Genomic DNA, 12,022 nt, shown 5'->3' with positions numbered 1-12,022 from the left:
CGCCATTGCGCTCGGTCACCAGCTGGTGGGGGGCGCGGTGCGCGCCGCGCGGATCGAGGGCTGGCTCGCGCAGCTGCGCCAGCAACCCAATGCCCTGCTCTATTGCTTTCGCGGCGGCCTGCGCTCACAGACTGTGCAGCAGTGGCTCCATGAGGCGGGAGTCACCCGCCCACGGGTGGCCGGTGGCTATAAAGAGCTACGTCGCTTTCTGATTGATAGCCAAGATCGCGCCGCGGCCGAATGCCACTGGACCGTGCTGACCGGCATGACCGGTTCAGGCAAGACCCATATGCTGGCTAACGTCACTCAGGCAGTGGATCTAGAAGGCTATGCCCAGCACCGGGGCTCATCGTTTGGCCAACTGCCCGGTGGCCAGCCCAGTAATATCAATTTTGAAAACACCCTCGCCATCGCATTGCTCAAACGTCGGCAGCGAGGTGAGCAGGCCTTTGTGGTGGAGGATGAGAGCCGCCTCATCGGCCGTTGCTGCCTCCCTAACCCCCTGTTTGATGCCATGTGCCGCGCCCCACTGGTGGTGGTAGAGGTGCCACAAATCGATCGCGCCGAGCAGATCCGCGAAGATTACGTGCACGATCTCTGGCTGCGCTATCAGGCGATGTATGGCCACGAAGCGGGCTGGCCGCTGTTTGCCGCCTACCTCACCGATGCGCTGGCTCGTCTCAAGCGCCGCCTTGGTGATGAGGCTCATCGCGATCTAGCAGCGCTGCTGCAAAGCGCCCTTGCCGAGCAGGCGCGCAGCGGCAATAGCGAGCCGCATTTAGGGTGGATCACCCTGCTGCTGACCCGCTACTACGACCCCATGTATCTCTACCAACTTGGTAACAAACGGGAACGTATTGTCTTTCGAGGTGACAAGCAGGCCTGCCTTGACTATTTCGCCGCGCAGCGCGCCAACGCGCAACAGGGCTGACCCGTTGCCTGTCTAACAAGAGGACTCCCCATGCTGACATTCGAGGTGATCCCCGTCACCCCCTTTGCCCAGAACTGCTCCCTTATCTGGTGTGACCAGACCCACCAAGCGGCCCTGATCGACCCTGGCGGTGAAACAAACAAACTGCTGGCCGCCATCGCCCAACGCGGGCTGACCCTGACCCAGATCCTGTTGACCCACGGTCATCTGGATCATGTGGGTGCCGCCGCCGAGCTGCGGGAAAAAACCGGCGTCGCCATTACCGGCCCCCACCAGGAGGACGCCTTCTGGCTCGAGATGCTGCCCCAGCAGAGCCAGATGTTTGGCTTTGCCCATACCCCTGCCTTCACTCCGGATCGCTGGCTTGAGCAGGGTAACAAGGTGCAGCTTGGTCAGAGCGAACTCGCCGTCTATTTTTGCCCCGGCCATACCCCCGGCCATATCGTGCTGGTTTGCCACGCCCAGCAACTGGCGTGGGTCGGGGATGTGCTATTTGCCGGCAGCATCGGCCGAACCGATTTTCCCCGTGGTGATCACGCCACCTTGATCCGGTCAATCACCGAGACCCTGCTGCCACTGGGGGACGAGATCGTCTTTATCCCAGGTCACGGCCCCCGCTCCACCTTCGGCCGTGAAAAAGCCAGCAACCCCTACCTGACCCAACCCATCTGGTAACCGCACCGCGCAGCGGTTATCAGCCGCTGCGGTTTCTTTCTGGCCGTTAGCCAGCCAGTTACCGCCAATAAAAATCCCCACCCGAGGGTGAGGATTAGCGATGAGGGGCAAAAATGGGGCGGCTATTGTGCCAGCAGGTGGCCGACCAGCTCATGGCGCCACCCTTGCAGCAGCATCGGCTTGTCGCTGCGGGCACGCTCGTCGTCGCTCATGCGCCAACTCCACGTGAAGTACTGGTGGATGATCTTCTTGCTGGCCACCAGCTCAGGGGGGATATTGTGCTGGCTGGCTTTCTCTTCCACCAGCGCCTTGATCCGCTTCAGTTCGGCCTTGTACTGGGGAAAGTCCACCAAGCGGCGGATCGGCTCGGGCCAGCTATCAGGGTCACTTTGCTGCGCACGGGCGACGATATCGAGCATCCGCTTGCCATGGATCTTGATCTCGATGGGCAAGAGGCCCAACTCGTTGAGATCACGCAGCGAGCTGGCTCGCCGCGCCGCCACGTTGAACAGGTGTAGCTCTTTGACCACGAAGTTCAGCGCCAAATCGCGGCGCACCGCCTCTTGCTGGCGCCATGCGGCCAACTCACGCAGGATCGCTAACTCACGGCGCCCCAGCTGCCATGCGTTGATGATCTCAAGATAAGCCTGACGGGGATCGCTGCTTTGGGTCTTGCGGGCACAGTGGGTGCGGCACTCTTGCTCAAACCAGCCAAATTTACCGCTGTCATGCAGCTTGGCCATCACCTTGTTGTAGAGCGGCAGTAAGTAAAATACATCCGCTGCGGCATAGTCCAGCTGGCGTGGGGTCAATGGGCGGGCCAGCCAGTCGGTACGCGCTTGATCTTTTTCCAGCTCCACCCCAAGAAACTCGTTCACCAAGGCGCCAAACCCGACGGAAACCCCATAGCCCAAAAACGCCGCCGCTAACTGGGTATCGTGCATCTGATTCGGTAAGTGGCCCGCTTGGTACTGGATCAGCTCTAAATCTTCGCCCGAGGCGTGCAAAATGGCGATTTGTCCCGGCCTCCCGAGGCGCTGCCACAGGGGAGCAAGATCGAGCGTCAGGGGATCAAGCAGGGCTAATTGCTGACCATCGTAGATCTGAAACAGCCCCAGTTGGGGGTAGTAGGTGCGGGTTCGCACAAATTCGGTGTCGATGGCGAGGGGGACATCGGCTAACGCCGCGAGATAGTGATCCAGTTCGGCTTGCTGTGAAATCAGTTGATAGTGCATCTTTGCCTGCAAGTGGTCAGGGTCAAAAGAAAAAAACCGTGGGGCGATCCCACGGTTTTGCATCACTGCGCTGCACGGCCAGAGGCGGTGCCACGTCGGTTACTGCTTGGCAATCTCCTCGTCACGGAGGAGACGACGCAGGATCTTGCCCACATTGGTCTTGGGGAGTTCGCTGCGAAATTCTACCAGTTTCGGCACTTTATAGGCAGTAAGATGTGTCCGGCAGTGGGCAATTATCTCCTCTTCTTGCAGGCTGGCCTCTTTTTTGACCACAAAAATCTTCACCAACTCACCACACACCGCATGGGGCACCCCCACCGCCGCCACTTCCATCACCTTCGGATGCAGGGCCACCACATCTTCAATTTCATTGGGATAGACGTTAAACCCAGAGACTAAGATCATGTCTTTCTTGCGATCAACGATCTTAAAAAAGCCATGTTCATCACACACGGCGATGTCGCCGGTACAAAGCCAGCCATCTTGCATCACTTCAGCGGTGGCTTCTGGTCGCTGCCAATAGCCACGCATCACCTGTGGGCCACGGACCTGCATCTCGCCCGGCGTGCCGGATGTCTGGATCACCAGCCCCTGATCATCCACCAGCCGAATATCGGTAGAGCACACCGGTAGGCCGATGGAGCCATTGTAATCACTCAGATCATAGGGACAGACACTCACCAGCGGCGCACACTCGGTCAGGCCATAGCCCTCCAGTAACGGAGTACCGGTCACGGATTTCCACTGTTCAGCGACCACCCGCTGCACCGCCATGCCGCCGCCGATGGTCAGCTTGAGCTTGGCAAACGATAATCCTTTAAATTCGGCATGATTGATCAGGGCATTGAACAGGGTGTTGACCCCAGTGATACAGGTAAAGGGGTATTTTTTGATCTCTTTGATAAAACCCGGAATGTCGCGCGGGTTGCTGATCAGGAGGTTATGGCCACCCAAACGCATGAACAGCAGGCAGTTCACGGTCAGGGCAAACACGTGATAGAGCGGTAGCGCCGTTACCACCAGTTCCTTGCCACGCTCGAGTACCGGACCATAGACGCCGAGGCACTGCTCAACGTTAGCAATCATGTTGCGGTGAGTCAGCATGGCGCCTTTTGAGAGGCCGGTCGTACCGCCGGTATATTGCAAAAATGCCAGATCATCGCCAGTTATCATCGGCTTGATGTATTGCAAATAGCGCCCTTTGGCGAGCGCTTGCCGCATCGTGCTGGCATGGGGTAAGTGATATTTGGGCACCAACTTTTTAACGTACTTGACCACAAAGTTGACCAAGGTCCCCTTGGCTAGCCCCAAGTTATCCCCCATCCGCGTCAAAATAACGTGTTTGACGGCGGTCTGAAACACCACCTTTTCCAAGGTTGAGGCAAAGTTGGAGACAATCACGATGGCCTTCGCACCGGCATCATTAAGCTGATGCTCCAACTCACGGGGGGTATAAAGCGGGTTGACGTTCACCACGATCATCCCCGCGCGCAAGATCCCAAACACCGCAATCGGGTATTGCAGCAGGTTAGGCATCATCACCGCGACCCGATCCCCTTTTTGCAATTTGAGCTCGTGCTGTAAATAGGCCGCAAAAGCGCGGGATTGCTCTTCGAGCCGTCGATAGGTGATGGTCTGCCCCATATTGACGAAAGCAGGCTGGTCGGCAAACTGACTCACCGACGCTTCAAACATCTCGACCAGTGAACCATATTGGTCTGGGTTAATCTCGGCAGGCACCCCTGCTGGATAACGTTGTAGCCAGACTTTTTCGACAAACTGATTCTGCATAACGGACACCTGTCTGTTCACTGTGATACTTCCATTCTTGTTCATATCTATTTAAATCGGACGTTTTGAGTTGACGCTCTAATTTGGCCATTTTTACATAGCACCCTATCAATTAACAGTTCCGTAACACGAAAACGTTCGACCTTGGGCGATCGTTAACAGGGTTTGACACATAAGAGGCTCAACGCAGGCCGCAGAATGTCTCGATGGCAAAGGCGGTTTTAACTGGATTATCCATATGGAAGTGGTGATCCCCCGCCAATATGAGCCGTTCGATCTGTTGAAATTGAGGGGATCGCTGCTGCCAGAGCGCCGGTAAAGTATTGAATCCTTGCTCCGCTTGCATAAACAGCACAGGGCATGAGATCGCTTGCAGCAGGGCCATCACCTGCCCATCACTCATCCGCAGCGAAGAGCTCTCGCGCAAACGCGGATCACTGCGCCAATGCCAGCGACCATCGCGCTCCACCAGCTGCCTTTCACAAATTAACCGTGCCGCCGCAGATTTCATCTTGGTCATCATGCAGCGCACCTTGACCGCCTCCGCCACCGAGGCAAAGCCGGCATCGGCCCACGCCATTGGGGCACAGCGTTGGAGTATCTCTTGGCGCAGCCGTGCTGGCCACATATCGTCAGGCTGACTTAGCGGGCCCAGCCCCTCCAGCAGCAGGAGCCGCGCAATCTGCTCGGGAAATACCCCAGCATAGGCCGCTGCGATATAGGCCCCAAGCGAGTGACCAAGCAGGGTGAAATGCTGCCACCCCGCAGCCAAGGTCAGCTGATAGAGATCATCGAGCCAATCCACAAACACATAGGGTGTGGTTTTATGGTCTGAGTGGCCATGACCCGGCAGATCCACACAGATCAGATGAAACTCATCCAAGTACGGCGCCAGTGGTAAGAAGCTGGCGCTGTTATCGAGCCAACCGTGCAGGGCTATCAGTAGCGGGCGGCCCTGCTGGGCATTATCTAGCAGGGCAATCCGGCGGCCGTCGGCCAAGATGATGGAGCGTTCATGAAGTAAAGGAGTCATCGCCTATCTCAACGTCGCTGCGGCCGCCTTGGCCAAAAGGGATCGTAAAAAGGATCATAAAAGAAAGGGTCAACATAACGGATCTCCACCTCTTTGACGGGGGGCCATAGCTTGCTGCCACTCACCTTGAGGACCGAGAAACGATACGGGTGCTCGCCGATGTGGCGATCAACTGGCGCGGCAACCGTTCCCAATACCGTGAGGCTGCGCCCTTTGGCATACAAGGTTGGATCAACAAACCCCTTCATGATCGCCAAAAAGCGACCAGGACTCTGCTCAGTCTGCTCCGGCACCCCGTTAGCCTTAAGCGGCAGGTAGACTACCTCAATGACGCTTTGATCGGTTTTGTTATGTACCGCCGCAATCACCCCACTCCAGCGGGCTGGTTGCCCCTCCATGCCAGCCAAAGCGGGCTGGTAGGCCACCAGCTGCTGTTGTGGCTCGTAAACAAGCTGCGGCGGCACCGTACTGCATGCGCTCAGCAGCAAGCCGGTCAACCCGACCATCATTGCACGTGTGATCATGACACTCTCCTGTGTGGGGCCTTGATCCTCGGCCGACTCGCCCTCGCGCCAAGATGGCTCGAGCCGTGCCCGTTATTCACGACCCGGTAATTTTTTCCAGGTCACCTTGTCTCGCAAATATACCGGCATCGCTTGCTCAACCGGCACCGCTTCACCCGCCAACCACGCAGTACGGGCCAGCGGCAGCATGTCCAGCGCGGCTGGAAACCGCACCACACTCCCCTGCAATACCTCAGCCAGCCCGTTAAGCGGCTCACCATAGCTTTCAAAACCGGTGCCAACCGAGGTAAAACTGCCGGCTTGTTGACCTCGCGCCACAACCAGCGTCTCGGGGTCACTCACCACTTCGTCGCCCACTAACTGCATGTGGCCAGCACGGTACTCGTAATGACCGAAATAGACCTCATTCATACGGGCATCAATCGCCGCTAGCACCCGGGTTGCACCATGCTGGCGATAGGCGCCTTGCGCCATGGCAGCCAAGGTCGAGATGCCAATCAGTGGTACCTGTGCACCGAAGGCGAGCCCTTGCGCCACCCCAATCCCAATGCGCACCCCGGTAAATGAGCCGGGCCCGCGGCCAAATGCGATGGCATCCAAGTCAGATAACCCTAACCCTGACTCCTCTAATAACGATTGCACCATGGGCAAAATTTTACGGGTATGATCCCGTGGTGCCTCTTCCCAGCGGGAAAACAGCTGCTCCCCCACCAACAGCGCCGCGGAGCAGGCTTCAGTGGCCGTATCTACCGCAAGGATCTTCAACTCGTTCATGCGTTCCATTCTCTATAAAATCAGGTAATAACATCAGGACATCGCCCATTGTGGCGGCAGTGAGCGCGGTTCCAGTTAGACAAATCACCCTACCGATCTGGTCAGCGCGTTGTCGTCAGCTCTGAGTACGCACCGGGCAACCATCGCTTATTCATCGGATCTCGGGACGAAAAAATGGCCCAACGTGGTCAGTTCACGGGTGCGCGGGATAGCGGGCAAACTCTTGATAAAGGTGGCGCCATAGGGCTTATTGACCATCCGAGGATCACAGATCACCAGCACGCCGTGATCACTGCGATCACGAATAAGCCGCCCCACCCCTTGTTTGAGCGCAATCACCGCCTTGGGTAGCTGCAGCTCAGCAAAGGGATCGCCCCCCTTGAGTTTGCAATCGTCGACCCGCGCTTTGAGCTGGGGATCATCGGGGCTGGCAAACGGCAATTTGTCGATGATAACACACGACAATGCCGCCCCTCGCACGTCGATCCCCTCCCAGAAGCTGCTGGTCGCCACCAGCACGGCGCGGCCATTGTCGACAAACGCCTTCAAGAGCCGCTGCTTGTTATCTTCCCCTTGCAGCAACACGGTGCGGCCAATCTCCCGACGCAGCACCTCGGCCACCTGACGCATCACCTGATGGCTAGTGCAGAGGAAAAAACAGCCACCAGGGGTTTGATTAATCAAGGGGATCATCAACTTGGCCAGCTGCTCGCCACGGCCAAATGCATTGGGCTCGGGCAAAAAACGTGGCACACAAAGCCGTGCCTGCTCGGCGTAATCGAACGGGCTATCTAGGATAAGCTCGGCGCTCCCCGAGAGCCCAAGCTCCGCGACAAAGTGATCAAAACGTTGATCAACCGTCAGGGTGGCGGAGGTAAACACCCACGCCACGTCAGGACGCAGCACCTCGGCGCCAACGCGCTCGGCCACCGACAGCGGAGTCACATTGAGGGAAAAGTGCAGCCGTGAGCAGTCATACCAATAAGAGAACCCCGTCTGGTTGACCGCCAACACCTCACCGAGCCGAGTGCGCAGCTCGCAGATCCGCTCGAAGGCGTGATCCAACTGCTCACCTCGCCCGAGTGCTAATTTCAGCACCTCATAGCCGAGCCCCAAGGCGTCATTGAGGCGAGCCAAGGCTTGGCCCCAACGTGGCTGGCGTAAGATGTCGCGGGTGTTACCACGCCCGCCATCCACGCCAAAAGCGAGGCGCAGATCTTGGCTGGCAATGGTCAACCGATCCGCCGCCTTGCCGAGCTGAGCCATATCGTGGGCCTCGGCGCGATAGGCCAGCTGAATATCTTGCGCCAGATCCAGCAGGGCGCGGCTGCCCACCGACTTGCCAAAGTAGCCGGTGGCAATCTCCGCCAGCTGGTGCGCTTCATCGAACACATAGACCTGCGCCTGCGGCACCAACTCACCAAATCCGGTATCTTTCACCGCCATGTCGGCGAAGAAGAGGTGATGATTTATCACCACCACTTGGGCATCCATGGCACGCCGCCTCGCCACCACCAGATGGCAATCATCATAATAGGGGCAATCACGGCCTAAGCAGTTGTCGTTGGTACTGGTGACATGGGCAAGGATCTCGGCGTTCTCCTGCAGCCCTGGAATATCCCCTACGTCGCCATTATCGGTAGCGGTGGACCAGGATTTGACCTTCACCAGATCATTCAGGATCTCAGGCTGTTGCAGATGGGATTCGCTCAACAGGCGGTTCATCCGCTCAATACACAGATAGTTGCTACGCCCTTTGAGCAGGGCCACCGGCGGGGTGTAGGAGAGCGCGCCGGTGATGGTCGGCAAATCCCGATAGAAGAGCTGCTCTTGCAAGTTCTTTGAGCCGGTGCTGATCACCACCCGCTTACCCGATTCCAGTGCAGGGACCAGATAGGCATAAGTCTTGCCAGTACCGGTCCCCGCCTCCACCAACAGACGGCCACTATTTTTGATGGCGCGCGCGACCGCCTCGGCCATCGCCAGCTGAGGTGCGCGGGCTTTGAATCCGTCGATATGGCTGGCCAAAGGGCCATCTGGCTTGAACAGGGTCTGGATGGTCAAAAGGGTGTCCCGCAGCAAAAGCAGGCATTATGCCAAAGACGTGACAAAAGCGGGACTGAATATACAAACAGCCCGTTTGAAGCCAGCTCTAAATAAACAGGTCGATGTGGCGATCGGGGTCAAGCGCCTGCTCGTCCGTTTGCGCCACTGGCTCATCACGCTGAGTCGGCGGCTGCCCTTGGCGGCGGGGCTGTTCGTCACGGTTATCGGTGCCCATTTTACGCAAACGGTGCTTTGCGCTGATCTTGTTAACCTCGCGTTTAAAATCAGCGCTGCTCGGGGTCGCTGGAGCACGGGGTAAAATAGGAAAGAGCAGATCCTGATTAGGCATAAGGGCGACTCCCGACCGAGATTGTTGCCTCTTTATCGGCCATAAAACCGTTTTCTCCACTTACAAACGTTAAAATCACAATTTCGGGTTGCTTTTTCTGTCAAGGCAGGTAGTTTAATTCCTGCGTTACACACCACCGTTATTGTGTAAAGGATTGATTACATGCTGTTATCCCTGCTGAAGACTCACCGTCACCACCATCATCCCGACTAGTCTTTCAGGAGGTTGACTGCTGGAAGACACATCACTGGTGACTTCCAAAAGGACCGCAAGATTCATAAACCCTCGGAAGCAACCACTTCCGAGGGTTTTTCGTTTTTGACTAAAAGGAAAATTGAGCAAATGGAAACACAACGCCTGCGTATTGCCATGCAAAAGTCCGGTCGTCTGAGTCAGGACTCCCAAGCCCTGTTCAAAAGCTGTGGCCTGAAAATTAACCTACGCGAACAACGCCTGATCGCCCATGTCGAAAACATGCCCATCGATATTTTGCGGGTACGAGATGACGATATTCCAGGGTTGGTAATGGAAGGTGTCGTCGACCTTGGCATCATCGGTGAAAACGTACTGGAAGAGGCCCAGCTCCTGCGTGCCTCTCAAGGGCTACCTGCCACGGTCAAAACCCTCAAACAACTCGATTTCGGTGGCTGTCGTCTCTCCTTGGCGGTGCCAGAAGATGTCAGTTACAGCGGCCCGCAAAGCCTCGCTGGCAAGCGCATCGCCACCTCTTACCCGGGGTTGCTCAAGCAATTTTTCGATGCAAAAGGGCTGAGCTTTAGCACGGTGATGCTGGGCGGCTCAGTCGAAGTGGCCCCCCGTGCGGGCCTCGCCGATGCCATCTGTGACCTGGTCTCCACTGGCGCCACCCTAGAGGCCAACGGTCTCAAAGAGGTGGAGGTTATCTACCGTTCCAAGGCGGTGCTGGTGCAAGCCCCCAACCCCTTAAACGACGCCAAGCAGCAGTTGATTGACAAACTACTGCCGCGCATTCAGGGGATGCAGCAAGCCCGCGAGAGCAAGTACATCATGCTGCACGCCCCCAAAGACAAGCTCGATGCCATCACCGATCTGCTGCCGGGCGCCGAGCGTCCCACCATTATGCAGTTAGCAGGTGACAGCAATCAGGTGGCCCTGCATGTGGTATCTAGCGAAACCCTGTTCTGGGAGACCATGGAACAACTTAAAGCGCTCGGGGCCAGCTCCATCTTGGTACTGCCCATCGAGAAGATGATGGAATAAGGAACCAATAGCATGCAGACCCTGATCTGGAAGACGCTCTCTGCCGCCCAGCAGGCCGACGTCCTGACTCGGCCCGCCCTGAACGACGAGGCCGATATCGGCTCCGTGGTGCGGGACATCATCGCGGCAGTGCGCAGCCGTGGCGACGAAGCCCTGCGCGAGCTCAGCAAGCGCTTCGAGCGCGCCCCCCGTGAACAGCTGCGGGTCAGCGAGGCAGAAGTCGACGCTGCCTGCGCGCGGCTGGATGACGACATCAAGAGCGCTATCAACGCAGCAATTGCCAATATTCGAACCTTTCACGCCGCCCAAGTGCAGCCAATAGTACGGGTAGAGACGCAACCTGGCGTGGTGTGCGAGCTGCGCACCCAGCCTATCAGCCGCGTTGGCCTCTATGTACCGGGGGGCAGTGCGCCGCTCCCCTCCACGGTGATGATGCTGGCCATTCCGGCCCGCCTCGCTGGTTGCCGCGAGGTGGTACTCTGTACCCCGTCCCCCGCCAGCGACGAGATCCTGTTTGCCGCCCGAGCCTGTGGCGTGCAGCAGATCTTCGCCATCGGCGGGGCGCAAGCCATTGCCGCCATGGCCTATGGCACCGAAAGTATCCCTAAAGTGGATAAGATTTTCGGCCCAGGTAACGCCTATGTGACCGAAGCCAAGGGGCAGGTCTCCCGCGATTGGCGCGGCGCGGCCATCGACATGCCCGCAGGCCCCTCTGAAGTGCTGGTGATTGCCGACGAGAGTGCCAACGTGGCCTTTGTGGCGGCGGATTTGCTGTCGCAAGCCGAGCACGGCCCTGACAGCCAAGTGGTGCTGGTGACCACCTCGCCGCGCTTGGCGGATGCCATCGTGGGCGAGATCAAGCAGCAGTTAGCGCAACTCACGCGCCGCGACATTGCCGCCCAAGCGCTCGGCAGCAGCCTGATCATTTTGTGTGACACCCTCGCCGAGGCTTGTGCTATCTCCAACGCCTATGCGCCGGAGCACCTGATCGTGCAGACCGAGGCCCCTCGTGATCTGCTCGATAAGCTGGAGAACGCGGGATCTATCTTCTTGGGGGCATGGACACCGGAATCCGTCGGCGATTACGCCAGCGGTACCAACCACACCCTGCCCACCTACGGCTATGCCCGCACCTGCTCCAGTTTGGGGCTCGCTGATTACCAGCGCCGCTACACGGTGCAAGAGCTGAGCGAGCGCGGCATTCAGGGCCTGGGCCCCATCGTCGAGCGCATTGCCCAAGCGGAGGGGCTCGATGGTCACAAGAATGCCGTCACCCTGAGGTTGGCAGCACTGTCACCGGATTTGCAGCAACAAGCACCGCAGAAGGATTTGTCATGAGCATTGCCAAGCTGGCGCGCCGCGTGGTGCGCGCCCTCACCCCCTACCAATCGGCCCGTCGGATCGGTGGCAATGCTCATGACAAAT

The 12,022-nt window shown here is 58.0% G+C and carries 11 protein-coding genes and 1 other annotated feature; of the genes, 4 read left to right on the top strand and 7 right to left on the bottom strand.

Annotated elements, in window-relative coordinates:
* Together mnmH and CUC53_RS02825 are read left to right on the top strand one after the other, a co-directional pair.
* Positions 1-931, top strand: a 931-nt coding sequence (mnmH, locus tag CUC53_RS02830; protein WP_100292758.1) for a tRNA 2-selenouridine(34) synthase MnmH, incomplete at its 5' end; no start/stop codon positions are given.
* A 30-nt stretch (positions 932-961) separates the two neighbouring features.
* Positions 962-1,606: an MBL fold metallo-hydrolase gene (locus CUC53_RS02825; protein ID WP_100292757.1), complete on the top strand. Its 645-nt coding sequence runs from the start codon at positions 962-964 to the stop codon at positions 1,604-1,606.
* A 122-nt stretch (positions 1,607-1,728) separates the two neighbouring features.
* Here the strand turns inward: CUC53_RS02825 and rnd are convergent, their stop codons facing one another.
* From rnd to CUC53_RS02790, 7 genes are all read right to left on the bottom strand, one after another.
* A complete protein-coding gene (rnd, locus tag CUC53_RS02820) occupies positions 1,729-2,841 on the bottom strand; it encodes a ribonuclease D (RefSeq protein WP_100292760.1) in 1,113 nt (370 codons plus the stop codon).
* Between the two features lie 99 nt (positions 2,842-2,940).
* On the bottom strand, positions 2,941-4,632 hold the full coding sequence (fadD, locus tag CUC53_RS02815; RefSeq protein ID WP_100292756.1) for a long-chain-fatty-acid--CoA ligase FadD: 1,692 nt from the start codon (positions 4,630-4,632) through the stop codon (positions 2,941-2,943).
* A 181-nt stretch (positions 4,633-4,813) separates the two neighbouring features.
* Positions 4,814-5,665, bottom strand: a complete 852-nt coding sequence (locus CUC53_RS02810) for an alpha/beta fold hydrolase (RefSeq protein WP_100292755.1) — start codon at positions 5,663-5,665, stop codon at positions 4,814-4,816.
* An 8-nt stretch (positions 5,666-5,673) separates the two neighbouring features.
* On the bottom strand, positions 5,674-6,189 hold the full coding sequence (locus tag CUC53_RS02805; protein ID WP_100292754.1) for a Slp family lipoprotein: 516 nt from the start codon (positions 6,187-6,189) through the stop codon (positions 5,674-5,676).
* Between the two features lie 72 nt (positions 6,190-6,261).
* On the bottom strand, positions 6,262-6,963 hold the full coding sequence (tsaB, locus tag CUC53_RS02800; RefSeq protein ID WP_167386667.1) for a tRNA (adenosine(37)-N6)-threonylcarbamoyltransferase complex dimerization subunit type 1 TsaB: 702 nt from the start codon (positions 6,961-6,963) through the stop codon (positions 6,262-6,264).
* Positions 6,964-7,110: 147 nt separating this feature from the next.
* Positions 7,111-9,027 (bottom strand): DNA repair helicase YoaA, encoded by a 1,917-nt coding sequence (locus CUC53_RS02795; protein WP_100292753.1) that lies wholly within the window; start codon positions 9,025-9,027, stop codon positions 7,111-7,113.
* 88 nt (positions 9,028-9,115) lie between these two features.
* Complete coding sequence (locus tag CUC53_RS02790) at positions 9,116-9,358, bottom strand: hypothetical protein (protein ID WP_100292752.1); 243 nt, start codon at positions 9,356-9,358, stop codon at positions 9,116-9,118.
* 188 nt (positions 9,359-9,546) lie between these two features.
* Positions 9,547-9,675 (top strand) — a sequence feature (His leader region).
* A 25-nt stretch (positions 9,676-9,700) separates the two neighbouring features.
* On the opposite strand from CUC53_RS02790, the gene hisG reads away from it, so the two are divergent.
* Together hisG and hisD are read left to right on the top strand one after the other, a co-directional pair.
* Positions 9,701-10,597, top strand: a complete 897-nt coding sequence (hisG, locus tag CUC53_RS02785; protein WP_100292751.1) for an ATP phosphoribosyltransferase — start codon at positions 9,701-9,703, stop codon at positions 10,595-10,597.
* Between the two features lie 12 nt (positions 10,598-10,609).
* Positions 10,610-11,935 (top strand): histidinol dehydrogenase, encoded by a 1,326-nt coding sequence (gene hisD, locus CUC53_RS02780; RefSeq protein ID WP_100292750.1) that lies wholly within the window; start codon positions 10,610-10,612, stop codon positions 11,933-11,935.
* Positions 11,936-12,022 lie beyond the last annotated feature (87 nt).

Source organism: Aeromonas cavernicola, assembly GCF_002795305.1.
Classification (GTDB): Bacteria; Pseudomonadota; Gammaproteobacteria; order Enterobacterales; family Aeromonadaceae; genus Aeromonas; species Aeromonas cavernicola.
The sequence above is the reverse complement of the archived record's forward strand: the minus strand, read 5'-3'. Positions and strand labels throughout refer to the sequence as shown.

Excerpts from the sequence above, each read along its gene's own strand:
- CUC53_RS02825 (WP_100292757.1), top strand. The coding sequence starts at position 962 with ATGCTGACATTCGAGGTGATCCCCGTCACCCCCTTTGCCCAGAACTGC.
- rnd (WP_100292760.1), bottom strand. The coding sequence starts at position 2,841 with ATGCACTATCAACTGATTTCACAGCAAGCCGAACTGGATCACTATCTC.
- fadD (WP_100292756.1), bottom strand. The coding sequence starts at position 4,632 with ATGCAGAATCAGTTTGTCGAAAAAGTCTGGCTACAACGTTATCCAGCA.
- CUC53_RS02810 (WP_100292755.1), bottom strand. The coding sequence starts at position 5,665 with ATGACTCCTTTACTTCATGAACGCTCCATCATCTTGGCCGACGGCCGC.
- CUC53_RS02805 (WP_100292754.1), bottom strand. The coding sequence starts at position 6,189 with ATGATCACACGTGCAATGATGGTCGGGTTGACCGGCTTGCTGCTGAGC.
- tsaB (WP_167386667.1), bottom strand. The coding sequence starts at position 6,963 with ATGAACGAGTTGAAGATCCTTGCGGTAGATACGGCCACTGAAGCCTGC.
- CUC53_RS02790 (WP_100292752.1), bottom strand. The coding sequence starts at position 9,358 with ATGCCTAATCAGGATCTGCTCTTTCCTATTTTACCCCGTGCTCCAGCG.
- hisG (WP_100292751.1), top strand. The coding sequence starts at position 9,701 with ATGGAAACACAACGCCTGCGTATTGCCATGCAAAAGTCCGGTCGTCTG.
- hisD (WP_100292750.1), top strand. The coding sequence starts at position 10,610 with ATGCAGACCCTGATCTGGAAGACGCTCTCTGCCGCCCAGCAGGCCGAC.